The following is a 15,012-nucleotide window of genomic DNA, read 5'->3' as shown; positions in this document are numbered from 1 at the left end:
GCCATGAGACGTTGTTCGCGCACCGCATGCACCGCAGAGGCGGTCGCGACCCTGACGTACGACTACGCCGATTCGCTGGCAGTGCTCGGCCCGCTCGCATTCACGCGCGAGCCGCACTCGTACGACCTGTGCGCCCGGCACGCCGAGCGCACGTCCGCTCCGCGCGGCTGGCAGATCATCCGGCACGTCACCCTCGGTGAGGTAGGGTTCACCGCATGAATCCCCCCGCGAACACGGGCGCTCGCGCGCGCCTCGAAACGATCGTGAAGGCCTACGACGTCCGCGGCATCGTCGGCGACGCGCTCACCGAAGAGGTCGTCGAGGCGCTCGGCGCCGCGTTCGTGGACGAGGTCGGCGCCGCCGGCGATCGCGTCGCGGTGGGGCACGACATGCGCGACTCCTCGCCGGGATTCGCCGAGGCGTTCGCCCGCGGAGCCGTGGCGCGCGGTGCCGACGTCGTCGCGATCGGGCTCTGCTCGACCGACGAGAGCTACTTCGCGTCGGGCTCGCTCCGCGCGCCCGCCGCGATGTTCACCGCGAGCCACAACCCGGCCGCCTACAACGGCATCAAGTTCTCGCGCGCGGGCGCCCAGGGCATCTCGCTCGACACGGGGCTCGCGGCGATCCGGGACCGGGCCGCCGACTACCTCGACTCCGGGATCCCGGCCGTGCCCGAGTCCGGCCGGATCGCGCGCGTGGACGTGCTCGCCGACTACGCCCGGCACCTCCGGACGCTCGTCGACCTCGGCGGCATCCGCCCGCTCAAGGTCGTCGTCGATGCCGGCAACGGCATGGGCGGGCTCACCGTCCCGGCCGTCCTCGGCGAGGCGGCCGGCCTGCCCGCGCTCCCGCTCGAGATCGTGCCGTTGTACTTCGAGCTCGACGGCACCTTCCCGAACCACGAGGCGAACCCGCTCGACCCGGCGAACCTCGTCGACCTGCAGCGCGCGGTGCGCGAGCACGAAGCCGACCTCGGCCTCGCCTTCGACGGCGACGCCGACCGCTGCTTCGTGGTCGACGAGCGCGGCGAGGCGGTCGACCCGTCGGCCGTCGCCGCGATCGTGGCGCTCCGCGAGATCATGCGCGTGCGCGCGCTCGGCGAGGCCGAGCCGACCGTCATCCACAACCTCATCACCTCGCGCTTCGTGCCGGAGACGATCGAGGCCGTCGGCGCCGTGCCCGTGCGCACACGAGTCGGCCACTCGCTCATCAAGGACCGCATGGCCGAAACCGGCGCGGTCTTCGGCGGCGAGCACTCGGCGCACTACTACTTCCGCGACTTCTGGGGTGCCGACAACGGCATGCTCGCCGCGATGCACCTGCTCGCAGAGTTCGGCTCGCAGGAGGCGCCGCTCTCGGTGCTCGCCGACCGCTTCACGCCGTACGCGCTCTCGGGCGAGATCAACTCGACCGTCGCCGACGTGCCGGCGGCGTACACGCGCATCGTCGAGGCGTTCACCGGCCGGGTCGAGTTCGACGAGCTCGACGGACTCACGGCGACCGGCGTCACCGCGGAGGACGAGCCGTTCTGGTGGTTCAACGTGCGGCCGTCGAACACGGAGCCCCTGCTGCGCCTCAACGTCGAGGGCGAGGACGTCGCGACCATGACCGCGATCCGCGACGAGGTGCTCGCGCTCATCCGCGCCTGAGCGGCGGTTCCGCCGGTCGGCAGCATCGGCCCCGTTCATCGCTGCGGATATACGATCCGCCGCGCCCGCGGATTCCCTCAGGACCCGGTGTGCCCGATCGGATATCCGCCGGACTGATCGCTCCCGAGGCCGACGGATGCCACGGGCCCACGCGGCTGCGAGAATGGACGCCATGACTCTCGTCACGTCCGCGACATCCGCCCTGGCCTTCAAGGTCGCCGACCTCTCGCTCGCCGAGGCGGGCCGGCACCAGCTCCGCCTCGCGGAGAACGAGATGCCGGGCCTCATGGCGCTCCGCGCGGAGTACGGCGAGTCGAAGCCGCTCGCCGGCGCCCGCATCGCGGGGAGCCTCCACATGACCGTGCAGACCGCGGTCCTCATCGAGACGCTCACGGCGCTCGGCGCCGAGGTGCGCTGGGCGAGCTGCAACATCTTCTCCACGCAGGACGAGGCGGCCGCGGCGGTCGTCGTCGGCCCCGACGGCACGGTCGACGAGCCCGCCGGCGTGCCGGTCTTCGCCTGGAAGGGCGAGACGCTCGAGGAGTACTGGTGGTGCACCGACCGCATCTTCGACTGGTCGGCCGAGGCCGCCGCCGCCGGGGCCGACTGGATCGGCCCGAACATGATCCTCGACGACGGCGGCGACGCCACCCTGCTCGTGCACCGCGGGCGCGAGTTCGAGGCGGCCGGGTCGGTGCCGGCGACGGCGGATGACGCGAGCGCCGAGTACCGCGTCGTGCTCGACACGCTCCGCCGCTCCATCCAGGCGAGCCCCGACCGCTGGACGCGGATCGCCGCGGAGCTGCGGGGCGTGACCGAGGAGACCACGACCGGCGTGCACCGCCTCTACGAGCTGCACGCCGCGGGCGAGCTGCTCTTCCCGGCGATCAACGTGAACGACTCGGTCACGAAGTCGAAGTTCGACAACAAGTACGGCATCCGCCACTCGCTGCCCGACGGCCTGAACCGAGCGACCGACGTGCTCATGGGCGGCAAGGTCGCCTTCGTCGCCGGCTACGGCGACGTCGGCAAGGGTGCCGCCGAGGCGCTCCGGGGGCAGGGCGCGCGCGTCATCGTCTCCGAGATCGACCCGATCAACGCACTGCAGGCGGCGATGGACGGCTACCAGGTCGCGCGGCTCGAGTCGGTGGTCGATCAGGTCGACATCCTCGTCACGGGCACCGGCAACAAGGACGTCGTGCGCCTCGAGCACCTGCTCGGCCTGAAGCACCTCGCGGTCGTCGCGAACGTCGGCCACTTCGACAACGAGATCGACATGGCCGCGCTCGAGTCGCTCGAGGGCGCCGAGAAGGTCGAGATCAAGCCGCAGGTGCACGAGTGGCGCCTGCCGACCGGGCGCAGCATCCTCGTGCTGTCGGAGGGCCGCCTGATGAACCTCGGCAACGCGACCGGTCACCCGTCGTTCGTGATGTCGAACTCGTTCGCCAACCAGGTGCTCGCGCAGATCGAGCTCTGGACGCGGCCCGACGCCTACCCGATCGGCGTCTACGTGCTGCCGAAGCACCTCGACGAGAAGGTCGCGCGACTGCACCTCGACGCGCTCGGCGTCGAGCTCACGGTCCTCACGCCCGAGCAGGCGGCCTACATCGGCGTGCCCGTCGAGGGACCGTACAAGGTCGACCACTACCGGTACTGATCGCGGGGCGGATGGCGCGGCGCGCCATCCGCCGCCCCGACCATGGGCCGAGCGGGCCCGTGCACGCCCGAGCAGGGCGTGCGACCCGGGATCAACGCTCGGGGAAGCCGTTCGGCCGTGACTCGAGGACCGGGGCGAGCGTGCGCATCCGCGCATCGACGAGGGCGAGCGCCGCGAGATCGCGCTGGCGACGAAGCGCGGCGACGCCGGTGAGGAGCAGCTCGGACTCGACCTGCGGGACCGGAGAGACGTACGGTGCCACCTCCGCCGCGAGCGAGGACGCCACGCGCGCGCGACTGGCCGGCGCGAGATGGGGCGCATTGCGGAGGAACGCGGCGACGCGTCGGGCGAGCGGATCCGGCATCCGACCGACGTCGGCGACCTCCGCCCAGCCGGCGAGCGCCGCGGGCACGCCGAACGCGGCGGGCACGTAGGGCCGCACGCGCTCGACCTGGCCGTGCGTGCCGGCGAGGATGTCGCCGAGGCGCTTCGAGTCGGGGTTCAGGAAGCCGACGAGGACCGCGAGGCCGCCGAACGTGAGCCAGATCTCGAGCACGCCCGTGAGCGCCCGGATGAGCGCGTGCCGGAAGCCGATCGACCCGCCGTCGTCGCGGACGACGCGGATGCCGATCGCCAGCTTGCCGAGCGAGCGACCGCGCGATGCCGTCTCCACGGCCGTCGGGAGGACGACGAGCAGCGAGACCAGCAGCGCGATGCCGACCGCGCGGAACGCCGCCTCGTCGAGCTCGAGGCCCGAGATCGCGAGGAGGACGAGGAGGCCCGCGACGATCGTGAGGATCACGTCGATCGCGGCCCCGCCGGCGCGCATGACGGCGCTTGCCGGCCGGAGGTCGAGGGCGACCGCCTCGCCCGTGAGCACGGCCTCGTCGTCGATGACGTTCGCGGTCCGCGCGGGGGCGGCATCGGCGGGCATGGCTAGTATTCAAGCAGATGGACCTCGACGCCCTCGCGACCGCCCGACACGACGACTGGGAGCGACTCGACGCGCTCTCGCGCAGGTCCCGACCGACGGGCGCCGAGGCCGACGAACTCATCGAGCGGTACCAGTCCGCCGCCGCCGACCTCTCGCTCGTCCAGGCGACCGCCGGGTCGACGGCGCTGGGGGAACGGCTTTCGCTGACGCTCGCCCGCGCCCGGCTCCGGTTCACGGGCGTCGCCGAGAACCCGCTGCGGCAGGTCTCGCACTTCGCGCTCGTGGGGCTGCCCGCGGCGCTGTACCGCGTGCGCTGGCTGACGCTCGCGACCGCGCTCGCGACCTTCGTCGTGGCGGCGCTCTACGCGACGTGGGTGCTCGCCGACCCGCGCGTGCTCGCGAACCTCGGCAGCGAGGAGGAGCTGCGGCAGATCGCGGAGGAGGGCTTCGTCGCCTACTACTCCGAGAACCCGGCGGCGTCCTTCGCGGGGTCCGTCTGGACGAACAACGCGTGGATCGCCGCGCAGTGCGTGGCCTTCGGCATCACCGGCATCTGGGTGCCGTGGGTGATCCTGCAGAACGCGCAGAACCTCGGCCTGACGGCGGCGATCATGTTCGCCTACGACGAGGCCGACACGTTCTTCCTCTACATCGCCCCGCACGGGCTGCTCGAACTGACCTGCGTGTTCGTGGCGGCCGCGGCGGGCCTCAGGATCTTCTGGGCCTGGGTCGCGCCGGGCCCCCGCACGCGGGGCGCGGCCGTCGCGGAAGACGCCCGTGCGCTCTTCTCCGTCGCGATCGGGCTCGTGTTCTTCCTCTTCGTCGCGGGCGTGATCGAGGGCTTCGTCACGCCCGCACCCTGGCCGTGGCCCGTGAAGATCGGCATCGGCGCGCTCGCGCTCGGGCTGCTGCTGTTCACGATGCTCGTCCTCGGTCGGCGCGCGGCGCGCGCGGGCGAGACGGGCGACCTCGGCGAGTTCGACGCCGGCGCGCGGCGGGCGACCGCGGGCTGAGCGACGGGCGCGGCGCCACCCCGGCGCGCTCCGCTCGCGCGGCGCGCGGACGCGCGCGGCGCCCCTGGCCCCCGCCAACCCGGCGCGCCCCGCACGCGCGGCAGCCGCTCAGAGCTGCCCGGCCGCCTTGAGCTCGAGGTACCGATCGGCGAGCGCCGGCGGGAGATCGGCCGGGCCGGCGGCCACGGTCGTCGCGCCGAGGCGGCCGATCGCCGCGGCGATGCGGTCGGCGTCGAGCCGGGTGCGCTCCGCGGCCGCGGCGAGGTAGACGTCGGCGAGCTCGTCGCGCCGCCACACGGCGGCCTCGAGCGTCGGGTCGGCGACGGAGGCCACGACCACGCGGTGCCGCCCGGTGAGCTGCGGCAGCACCGCGAGGAGTCCGCGGGCGCTGCCGGGGGAGTCGGCGGCGGTGAGCAGCACGACGAGCGCGCGGCGGCTCGTGACGCCGCGCACCTGCGCCGGCACGCCCGCCCAGTCGGCCTCGATGAGCTCGGCGTCGACGGTGGCCATCGTGTCGACCATCCGGGCCAGGAGGTCGGCGCCGCTCGCGCCGTGCACGCGACCCCGCAGGCGGCGGTCCCAGAGCAGCAGGTCGACGCGGTCACCCGCATGCGAGGCGAGTGCGGCCAGGAGCAGCGCCGCCTCGTAGGCGGTGTCGAGGCGCGGCTCGTCGCCGATCCGCGCGGCGGCCGTCCGGGAGATGTCGACGACGATGACGATGCGCCGATCCCGCTCGGGCCGCCAGGTGCGGACCATGAGCTTCGCCGATCCGGGCGACTCCGGGTCGGAGCGGCGGGCCGTGGCGCGCCAGTCGATCGAGCGCACGTCGTCGCCGCGCACGTACTCGCGGAGCGAGTCGAACTCGGTGCCCTGGCCGCGGACGAGGATGGGCGTGCGTCCGTCGAGCTCCCGCAGCCGGGTGAGCCGCGACGGCAGGTGCGCCCGCGAGTGGAACGGCGGGAGGACCCTGAGCCGGCCCGGGGCCGCCAGCGTGGCCTGCCGCGCCCACAGGCCGAGTGGTCCGTGCGAACGGACCGTGACCGCCGCGGTGACGCGGTCGCCGCGACGGGTGGGCGTGAGGGCCTGCGTCACCCGCCGGCCCTCGCCGGCGGGGACGTCGGCCCGCGCACGGTTCCGACCGTGCACGCCGGCGGACGGCGGCCATCCGTCGCGCACCTCGGCACGCAGCATCCGGCGCCCGAGGTTGCGCACGACCAGCTCGGACCGCACGGTCTCGCCGAGGCGCAGCCGGGGCGGCAGGTCGCGGTCGATCGCGACGCGTCGAGGGGACGCCGCGAGGGCGAGATCCGCTGCGCCGAGCGCCAGCACGAACGCCAGCCACCCCGCCAGGGTCGCCCACGCCGCGCCCGCATCGGCCCCGAGCAGCACGACGGGCACCACGCCGAGGGCGAGGAGCAGGCTGAAGCGTCCGGTGAGGGCCATCGTCAGAGCGGAACCTGGACCTGCTGCACGATCGACCGCAGCACCTGGTCGACCGAGACTCCCTCGAGCTCGGCCTCGGGTCGGAGCTGCACGCGGTGGCGCCATGCCGGCAGCAGCATGGCCTGGACGTGATCGGGCGTGACCCGCTCGACGCCGTTCAGCCACGCCCAGGCCTTCGCCGCGGCGAGGAGGCCCGCGACCGCGCGGGGGCTGACCCCGAGCCGCATGGACGGGCTGCGGCGTGTGGCGCGGGCGAGGTCGACGACGTAGGCGAGGACGTCGTCGGCCACGCCGATGCCGCGTGCGGCGGCGCGCGCGGCGAGCAGCTCCGCCGCGCCGAGGACCGGTTCGACGCCTGCGGCGGCCAGGTCGTGGGGATCGAAGCCGTCGGCGTGCCGGCGGAGCATCGCGACCTCCGCGTCGCGTTCGGGGATCTCGAGGACGAGCTTCAGGAGGAACCGGTCGAGCTGCGCCTCCGGCAGTGCGTACGTGCCCTCGTACTCGATGGGGTTCTGCGTCGCAGCCACGAGGAACGGGGCGGGCAGCGGCCGGGTCACCCCGTCGACCGAGACCTGGCGCTCCTCCATGGCCTCGAGCAGTGCGGACTGCGTCTTCGGCGGCGTCCGGTTGATCTCGTCGGCGAGCAGCAGGTTCGTGAACACGGGGCCCTCGCGGAAGGCGAACTCGCCCGACCGCGGGTCGTACGCGAGCGAGCCCGTCACGTCGCCGGGCATGAGGTCGGGGGTGAACTGCACCCGCCGCGTCTCGAGGCGGAGCGTGCGGCTGAGCGTGCGCACGAGCAGGGTCTTCGCGACGCCGGGCACCCCCTCGAGGAGCACGTGTCCGTCTGCGAGGAGGGCGATGATGAGTCCGGTCACGGCGCCGTCCTGGCCGACGACCGCCTTGCCCACCTCGGTGCGGACGCGGTCGAGCGCGCCGCGCAGTTGCGCGTCGTCGGGGATGGGGTCGGTCATGTTCGCCTTCCTGTCGGGTCGCTGGCGTCGAGGGACGCATCGGGTGCGATCGCACCGTGCACAGCGCGTTCGAGTCCGTCGAGTTCGCGCGCGAGCCGGACGAGCTCGCGATCGTCGCGCGGCACGGCGTCGACGAGCAGTGCGCGAACGGATGCCGCGGGCCGCCCGGTCGCACTCGCCGCGGCGGCCACGACCGCGTCGACCTCGGCCGACCGCGGCAGTCTCAGCACGGCGGACAGTCGCCGGATCGTGCCGATGCGGAGCTGGTCGATCGACCGGAGGCGTGCAGCGCCCCGTGCGTACAGGCGTGCCCGGCCCTCGCCCGTCTCGGATGCGGGGACGTGCACCGGGAGATCCTCCACGACGAGCGGACCGAACCGTCGGCCGCGCCAGACGCCGGCGGCGATCGTGATGACGACGAGCAGCACGAGGACGGGGCTCACCCATCCCGGCGTGAGCTCGGCGAGCGTCGGCGCGTCGGCGGCATCCGCGTCGCCCGGACCCGGGAGGTACCAGACCAGTTCGTCGCGCGCGCCGAGCAGCCCGACGGCGAGCGCCGCGTTGCCGGCCTCGTCGATCGTCTCGTTGGCGAACGGGGTCGTCGAGCCGACGAGGACCACGTCGGCGCCGTCGGGCGTCGACCCGGCCACCACGGCGAACCCGTCGCCGGACGCGAAGCACCCGGTGAAGCCGGATTCCGCGGCGTGGTCGTCGATCGTCAGCAGCCGCTGCCCGTCGGAGAGCGCTCCGGCGCGATCCGCCGCGGGCAGTTCGCAGGCCGCCGCGCCGGGCGCGCCGTCCGCGGCGCCTGCGAGCCGCACGCCGGGGGCGAGCACCTCGAGCGCCGCGAAGTCGGGTCGTGCGACCACGATGGCCTCGGCCGCGGTGGCGAGCTCCGCGACGCGATCGCGGTCGAGGACGCCGAGGTCGTCGTGCAGGAAGACCGTCGCGCCGGCGCGGGCGGCGTCGAGGGCCGAGTCGAGGCTGCGCACCTGCGTCACCTCGACGCCGCGGTCGGCGAGCACGCGGGCCAGCGCCTGAGCGCCGACCGGGGCGGCGTTGTCGGCCGCGAGGGGTGCGCCGGGGGCGCGGACCGCGCCCTGCAGCGCGACGAGGACGAGTGCGCCGGCGAGGAGCGCCACGGCCACGACGATCCACGTGCGTCCGCGTCGCAGCGACGCCCGCACGCCCGGCGAGACCGCCCGAGCCGCGCCGGCGGGACCGGGACCGGAGTCGGGCGTCGCGGGGACCCGGCGGTCCTCGTGGACGGCGCTCACGCGTCGGCCCCGACGACCGCGCCGGTCGCGGCGGCCGGCCGTGCCGTCTCGAGTTCGGCGACGAGCGCGGCGACCTCGGCGTGGGTCCGGGCATCGCCGGCGCGACCGAGGTAGCGCACGCCGTCGAACGCGCCGGCCGCCCGCTCGAGCGCGGCGACGTGCGCTGGGAAGGGCTCGGATGCCGCGCGCGCCATGCCGTGGGCCGTGGTGCCGGGATGCACGCGGACGAGTTCGCGCTCGACGAGACCGCGCACGAGCGCGCGGAAGCGTTCCTCGATCGCGAGCGCCCAGTCGCCGGACGCCGCGGCGCGATCGGCCGCGCGCCGGAGCGTGGCGGTGTCCCGGAGGTCGCCGTCGTCGAAGAGCGGAACCGAGCCGGACGAGCGTCGTCGCAGGCGCGGAAGACCGAAGACGAGCAGGCCGAGGCCCACCAGACCGACCACGACGAGCACCGCGATGAGTGCGAGCGCCGGGACCGGCAGACCCGTCGCCCCGCCGAACAGGCTCGCGATCCAGTCGCGCACCGCCTGTGCCGCGAGATCGAACAGCGTCGGCTCGGCCGCCCGGTACTCGGGCTTCGCGAGCTCCTCGACGAGCCATCGGCGCGCCTCCGGCGCGTCGGGATCGAGCGGCGGCGCGAGCCGCGCGAGAGCGGTCAGGCCCACGTCGGGGCCGGCCCGCCCGTCGGGACCGGTTCGAACGGGTCCGTCACCGGCAGCCCCGCTTCACGGGCCTCCACATGCCGTTCGAGCTCGAGGTCGAGCCCTTCGGAGCGCATCCTGAGGTCGATGTAGATGACGGCGATGAGGGCGGCCTGCACGACCGCCACGATCGCGCCCACGAGGATGGAGAGCACGGTGCCGACGAGGGTCGAGCCGATCGTCACCGCCTCGTAGGTCGCGCCGCCGGTGGGATCGAGGATGACCGCGACGATCGTGCCGCCGAGCACGGGTACCTGCACGACGGTCTGCGCGACCGTCGACACGATGAGGCCGACGAGCAGGATGAGCCCGAACGTGCGCCAGAAGTACCCCGTCGTGAGCGCCCAGGAGCGTCGTACCGACTGCGCGATCCCCGCCCGCTCCAGCACGATGACGCTCGGAACCAGGGCGAGCTTCGTCCCGAGCCACGCGCCGAGGACAGCGAGGCCGAGGAGCAGGAGCACGACGACCAGCACGACGCCGATGATCGCGACGGGGTCGGGCGCGTTCAGAGCCGTCATGACGACGATCGCCGCGAGCAGGGTGAAGACCCCGAGCACGACGACGCTCACGAGCAGCGTCCAGCCGATCAGCGGGCCGATGCGCCTGGCCGCGCGACGCCACAGGGCGCCGAACCCCAGCCGCTCGCCGAGCGTGCCGCTCGCGACCTCGACCACCATGACGCCCTGCAGGAACGCCCCGGCGACCACGCCGACGGCGACCGGCACGAGCGTCAGGAGGATGAGCCATCCGATCGTCCCGGCCATGATCGCGTCGAGGTCCTCGGTGCTCGCGGACTCGATGCGCCCGATCGCGAGCACCAGGAACGGGACGAACACGGCCGCCGTCGCGATCGCCGAGGCGAGCTGGACGACGAGGCCCGTGCCGAACACGGGGGCGGGATTGCGTCGGAGGGTCCGGAACGGCGCCCACAGGAGGGTGCCGAAGCCCATCGGTCGCAGGGGGAGCAGCCCGGGCCGCGGCGGCGGCGTCCACCCGCCCGCGGGCTGACCGGAGACGGTCGGCGACGGCGCGCTCGGAGCCGTGGGCGGCGGCGCCGAGCCAGGCGGCAGCGGAGGGGGGCCGTCTGCGGGGCTCGCCGGGGGAGCGGGGGGATGCCACTGCTGATCCGACACGTGCGTCGCGCTCCTTCCGGGCGATCCCACAATGCTGCCACACGGGGCTCGCGGCCGACCCGTCCACGCGAACGGCTACGCTGGTGCCACTGGACCGCCGCCCGGCCCGCGCGCCGGAACCCACGGAGAACGAACGCATGACGCCTCGCGTACTCGTCGTCGACGACGACACGGCCCTCGCCGAGATGATCGGGATCGTGCTGCGCACGGAGGGGTTCGACCCGGTGTTCTGCGCCGACGGCGCCGGCGCGGTCGCGGCGTTCCGCGAGGCCAGGCCCGACCTCGTCCTCCTCGACCTCATGCTGCCGGGCATGGACGGCATCGAGGTGTGCGGACGCATCCGCGCCGAGAGCGGCACGCCGATCATCATGCTGACCGCGAAGAGCGATACGGCCGACGTCGTCAAGGGTCTCGAGTCCGGCGCCGACGACTACATGGTCAAGCCCTTCAATCCGAAGGAACTCGTCGCCCGCATCCGGACCCGGCTCCGGCCGGCGCCCGAGGCCGTCGCCGACACGATCTCGGTCGGCGACCTCGTCATCGACGCAGCGGGGCACGAGGTCCGGCGCGGCGACGAGCGCATCAACCTCACGCCGCTCGAGTTCGACCTGCTGCTCACGCTCGCCTCGAAGCCGCAGCAGGTCTTCACGCGCGAGATGCTGCTCGAGCAGGTGTGGGGCTACCACTACAAGGCCGACACGCGTCTCGTGAACGTGCACGTGCAGCGTCTCCGCGCCAAGGTCGAGCACGACCCCGACAACCCGCGGATCGTGATGACCGTGCGTGGCGTGGGCTATCGCGCCGGCGCCACCACCTGAGGCGGGCGCACCATGTCCACCGCGGCGACTCCGGCGCAGCGCGCCGTCGGATGGTTCCGCGACCGGATGCGCCGCTTCGGGACCCTGTGGCGACGATCGCTGCAGTTCCGCACCGTCCTCATCACCCTCGGGCTCTCGAGCCTCGCGATCCTCGTCATCGGCTTCACGATCTCGTTCACGGTCGCGTCGAACCTCTTCCAGGCCCAGGTCGAGGATGCACTCGGTTCTTCGTCGACGGCCGCCGCGGCCGCGCAGGGCATCCTCGACGCGTCGGACGCGACCGACCGGGCGAGCGTGCAGGCCGTCACGTACGACGCGATCGAGACGGTCATCGGCGTCTCCGGGAGTTCCGACATCGCCCTCTTCCGGGCGCCGGCCACGACGCCGGTGGCGGTCGCGCCGTCCGACTTCCTGAGTCCCGACCTCGGCGGGAAGATCTCCCCGGAACTGCGCGAGCGAGTGCAGGAGAACCCCGAGACCCAGTACTGGCAGTCCGTCGAACTCGACGGCGAGGACGGCGAGTCGATCCCGGGTGTCGTCGTCGGCACCGACCTCGTCATCCCCGGCGGCGCGGGGCGCTACGAGCTCTACATCGGCTACGACCTCGCGGATGCCGCGCAGACGCTGGCGTTCATGCAGCTCACGGGAGCCATCGGCGCGATCGCGCTCATCGCCCTCCTCAGCGCGATCACCCTCGTCGTGGTCCGCTGGGTGATCGAGCCGATCCAGGCGGTCTCGGCGACGAGCCGACGACTCGCCGCAGGCGACCTCGGCGTCCGCCTGCCCGCGAAGGGCGAGGACGAACTCGCGGCGCTCGCCGAGTCGTTCAACGGCATGGCCGATACGCTCCAGGCTCGCATCCGCGACCTCGCGGAGCTGTCGGTCATGCAGCAGCGGTTCGTCAGCGATGTCTCCCACGAACTGCGCACCCCGCTCACCACCATCCGGCTCGCCGGCGAGGTGCTCTACGCCCAGCGCGAGGACTTCCCGCCCGCGACCGCCCGGACGGCGGAACTCCTGAAGACGCAGACGGAACGGTTCGAGACCCTGCTCGCAGACCTGCTCGAGATCAGCCGGTACGACGCCGGATCCGTCGAGCTCGAGACGGAGCCGACGAACCTCGTCAATCTCGCCGCCGAATCCATCGAGTCGATGCACTCGCTCGCGCTCGAGCGAGGTAGCGAGCTCAGGCTCGAGGCGCCCGGTGGGCACCTGAACGCGGAGGTCGACCCTCGGCGCATCCGTCGCATCGTGCGCAACCTGATCGGCAACGCGATCGAGCACGGCGAAGGCCGCCCCATCGTGATCGCGGTCGATTCGAACGCGACGGCGGTCGCGCTCTCGGTGCGCGATTTCGGGCTCGGCATGTCCGAGGAGGCGGCCGAGCGTGTGTTCGACCGCTTCTGGCGGGCCGACCCGAGTCGTCGCCGCACGATCGGCGGCACCGGCCTCGGCCTCGCGATCTCGCTCGAAGACGCGGTCGCGCACGGTGGCACGCTCGACGTCTGGTCGCGCGAGGAGCGCGGCACCGTCTTCCGCCTCGTCCTTCCGCGGGTCCACGACGAAGCGGAGGCCGTGGTGCCCCCGCTCCCGCTCGAACCGCGGGACCCGGACGCGACGGGCCCCGACGACGGTGCGAGGCACGTCGTCGACCAGACGTCCATCCAGGAGGCCAGCGATGCGTAGCCGTGCACTCCGTTCGCGCCTCGTGCGCCTCGCCATCGCCGCGGGGGCGGTCGTCGCGGTGCTCGCCGGCTGCGCGTCGATCCCCACGAGCGGCGCGGTGCACCAGGGCGACCCGGAGGCGACCGAGCAGCCCGTCGACGTCGACATCCTCCCGCGCGGGCCGCGTGAGGGTGCGTCCCAGCAGCAGATCCTCGAGGGGTTCATCGACGCCGCCGCGAGCCCGAACGGCAACTACGAGATCGCCCGCCAGTTCCTGACGCCGACGTTCGCCGATGAGTGGGACTCGGATGCCGCGGTGTCGATCGACGTGCTCGCCGACCGGTCCTTCACCCAGCTCGGCGACGACCTCATCCGGATGCGGGTCGTCCCCCAGGCGAGCCTCGCCGAGAACGGCCAGTACATCGCCGCCGGGTCGACCGAGCCCGTGCAGCTCGAGTATCGGTTCGAGCGGGTCGACGAGCAGTGGCGGATCTCCCTCGCTCCGCCGGGAGTGCTCATCGACGAGTCGAGCTTCGGACTCGTGTACCGCGACTACAGCCTCGCGTTCTTCGATCCGCAGTTCCGGTACGTCGTTCCGGACGTCCGATGGTTCGCCGGCCGCGACTCGTTGCAGACGAGCATCGTACGGGCGCTGCTCGAGGGTCCCGTCGAATGGCTCGCGCCCGGGGTGGCATCCGCCTTCCCGGAGGACGTCGAACTCGGGCAGTCCACGGTGCCGGTGACCGCCGGGACGGCGGAGGTCGACCTCGCCGGTGCGGCGTTCGACAACCTCCGGACCATCCAGCTCATGCGCTACCAGCTCGAGCAGAGCCTGTCCGGAGTGCGGAACGTCGACGACGTGGCCCTCACGCTGAACGGGGTGGCGCTCAGCGCTCCGGAGACCTCCGACCTGCCTGAGCGGACGCTCCGGGTCGACGCGCGTCCGGCCGTCTACGACGGCGAGAGCTTCGGCTACCTCTCGTCGGCGGGCGACCAGGTCGCCTCGATCGAGGGCGTCTCCGAGCCGGTGGTGTCGCTGGGTCCGTCGGGTGCGGCGCTCGGATCGGGCGCGACCTCGGCCGCCGTGCTCGCGGACGACGGGGTGCACCTCGTGCGCTCGGGTGCCGACACCGTCCTCCTCGACCCTCGTGCCGGGCTCATCACCCCGGCGCTCGACGTGGACGGGACCGTGTGGTCGGTGCCGCGCGATGCACCGGACGAGCTCGCGTGGTTCGCGGGCGACGGCACGAGCGGCCAGATCGGCGTGCCGTGGAACGCGGACCGCATCGTCTCGCTCCAGCTCTCGCGCGACGGCACGCGCATGGCGGCACTACTCGTCGACGGCTCGCGTACGCGGCTCGTCGCGGCGTCGGTGGTGCGGACCGAGGACGGCGTGCCGATCGAGCTCGGCGCGGTCACCCTCGAGCTCAGCGTCTCCGGCGGAACCCCCCTCGATGTCGCCTGGCTCGACTCCCGCACGCTCGGGACCCTGACGCAGACCTCCGAGTCGGAGACCCGCCTGACCCTGCAGGAGCTCGGGACGCCGGCCGAATCGCGCGACGGACCTTCGTCGGGCATCGAGATCGACGGCGCGAACAGCCTGCGCGACCTCCGGATCCTCACCGCGGACGGGGACCTCGCGACCGGTGCGGGCGTCGGATGGCAGGTGCAGGCGCGAGACCTGCGCTTCCTGGCGACGCAGCAGACCGGCTGACCGCCCGCGGACCCGTCCTCCACGTCCGCTG

At 73.4% G+C, this 15,012-nt stretch carries 13 protein-coding genes; 7 read left to right on the top strand and 6 right to left on the bottom strand.

Annotated features, from left to right (window positions below; translation table 11 throughout):
• Positions 1 to 3: 3 nt before the first annotated feature.
• The 3 genes from ACIQH8_RS01615 (at position 4) to ahcY (ending at position 3,306) form a co-directional block, all read left to right on the top strand.
• Positions 4 to 219 (top strand): DUF3499 family protein, encoded by a 216-nt coding sequence (locus ACIQH8_RS01615; RefSeq protein ID WP_400993959.1) that lies wholly within the window; start codon positions 4 to 6, stop codon positions 217 to 219.
• The gene (locus ACIQH8_RS01610; RefSeq protein ID WP_400993956.1) at positions 216 to 1,649 is read left to right on the top strand and encodes a phosphomannomutase/phosphoglucomutase; all 1,434 of its coding nucleotides are present in this window, start codon (positions 216 to 218) and stop codon (positions 1,647 to 1,649) included. The genes ACIQH8_RS01615 and ACIQH8_RS01610 overlap by 4 nt, the downstream gene beginning before the upstream one ends.
• 172 nt (positions 1,650 to 1,821) lie before the next feature.
• Positions 1,822 to 3,306 carry an adenosylhomocysteinase gene (gene ahcY, locus ACIQH8_RS01605; RefSeq protein ID WP_400993953.1) on the top strand — a complete coding sequence of 495 codons (1,485 nt, stop codon included), beginning with the start codon at positions 1,822 to 1,824 and terminating at the stop codon, positions 3,304 to 3,306.
• A 91-nt stretch (positions 3,307 to 3,397) separates the two neighbouring features.
• Here ahcY and ACIQH8_RS01600 read toward each other — a convergent pair whose 3' ends face one another.
• On the bottom strand, positions 3,398 to 4,240 hold the full coding sequence (locus ACIQH8_RS01600; RefSeq protein ID WP_400993951.1) for an RDD family protein: 843 nt from the start codon (positions 4,238 to 4,240) through the stop codon (positions 3,398 to 3,400).
• A gap of 17 nt (positions 4,241 to 4,257) precedes the next feature.
• On the opposite strand from ACIQH8_RS01600, the gene ACIQH8_RS01595 reads away from it, so the two are divergent.
• Positions 4,258 to 5,253 (top strand): stage II sporulation protein M, encoded by a 996-nt coding sequence (locus ACIQH8_RS01595; RefSeq protein WP_400993949.1) that lies wholly within the window; start codon positions 4,258 to 4,260, stop codon positions 5,251 to 5,253.
• A 108-nt stretch (positions 5,254 to 5,361) separates the two neighbouring features.
• Here the strand turns inward: ACIQH8_RS01595 and ACIQH8_RS01590 are convergent, their stop codons facing one another.
• The 5 genes from ACIQH8_RS01590 to ACIQH8_RS01570 are packed head-to-tail and all read right to left on the bottom strand — an operon-like array spanning position 5,362 to position 10,601.
• Positions 5,362 to 6,696, bottom strand: a complete 1,335-nt coding sequence (locus ACIQH8_RS01590; protein WP_400993947.1) for a DUF58 domain-containing protein — start codon at positions 6,694 to 6,696, stop codon at positions 5,362 to 5,364.
• 2 nt (positions 6,697 to 6,698) lie between these two features.
• Entirely contained in the window at positions 6,699 to 7,670 is a 972-nt protein-coding gene (locus ACIQH8_RS01585; RefSeq protein WP_400993945.1) for an AAA family ATPase, read from the bottom strand.
• Positions 7,667 to 8,947 (bottom strand): DUF4350 domain-containing protein, encoded by a 1,281-nt coding sequence (locus ACIQH8_RS01580; RefSeq protein ID WP_400993942.1) that lies wholly within the window; start codon positions 8,945 to 8,947, stop codon positions 7,667 to 7,669. The genes ACIQH8_RS01585 and ACIQH8_RS01580 overlap by 4 nt, the downstream gene beginning before the upstream one ends.
• Complete coding sequence (locus ACIQH8_RS01575) at positions 8,944 to 9,612, bottom strand: DUF4129 domain-containing protein (protein ID WP_400993940.1); 669 nt, start codon at positions 9,610 to 9,612, stop codon at positions 8,944 to 8,946. Before ACIQH8_RS01575 ends, ACIQH8_RS01580 begins: the two co-directional genes overlap by 4 nt.
• Positions 9,603 to 10,601 carry a hypothetical protein gene (locus ACIQH8_RS01570; RefSeq protein ID WP_400993938.1) on the bottom strand — a complete coding sequence of 333 codons (999 nt, stop codon included), beginning with the start codon at positions 10,599 to 10,601 and terminating at the stop codon, positions 9,603 to 9,605. Before ACIQH8_RS01570 ends, ACIQH8_RS01575 begins: the two co-directional genes overlap by 10 nt.
• A 320-nt stretch (positions 10,602 to 10,921) precedes the next feature.
• On the opposite strand from ACIQH8_RS01570, the gene mtrA reads away from it, so the two are divergent.
• From mtrA to ACIQH8_RS01555, 3 genes are read left to right on the top strand one after another with little or no spacing between them, the layout of a single operon-like run.
• Positions 10,922 to 11,602 carry an MtrAB system response regulator MtrA gene (mtrA, locus tag ACIQH8_RS01565; RefSeq protein ID WP_400993935.1) on the top strand — a complete coding sequence of 227 codons (681 nt, stop codon included), beginning with the start codon at positions 10,922 to 10,924 and terminating at the stop codon, positions 11,600 to 11,602.
• Positions 11,603 to 11,614: 12 nt separating this feature from the next.
• Entirely contained in the window at positions 11,615 to 13,288 is a 1,674-nt protein-coding gene (gene mtrB, locus ACIQH8_RS01560; RefSeq protein ID WP_400993933.1) for an MtrAB system histidine kinase MtrB, read from the top strand.
• Positions 13,281 to 14,981, top strand: a complete 1,701-nt coding sequence (locus ACIQH8_RS01555) for an LpqB family beta-propeller domain-containing protein (protein ID WP_400993931.1) — start codon at positions 13,281 to 13,283, stop codon at positions 14,979 to 14,981. The genes mtrB and ACIQH8_RS01555 overlap by 8 nt, the downstream gene beginning before the upstream one ends.
• The last annotated feature ends 31 nt before the right edge of the window (positions 14,982 to 15,012 follow it).

The organism is Agromyces sp. GXQ0307 (genome assembly GCF_044769845.1).
Taxonomy (GTDB): domain Bacteria; phylum Actinomycetota; class Actinomycetes; order Actinomycetales; family Microbacteriaceae; genus Agromyces.
Note: the sequence above shows the minus strand (reverse complement) of the source record. Positions and strands in the feature narration are given on the sequence as shown.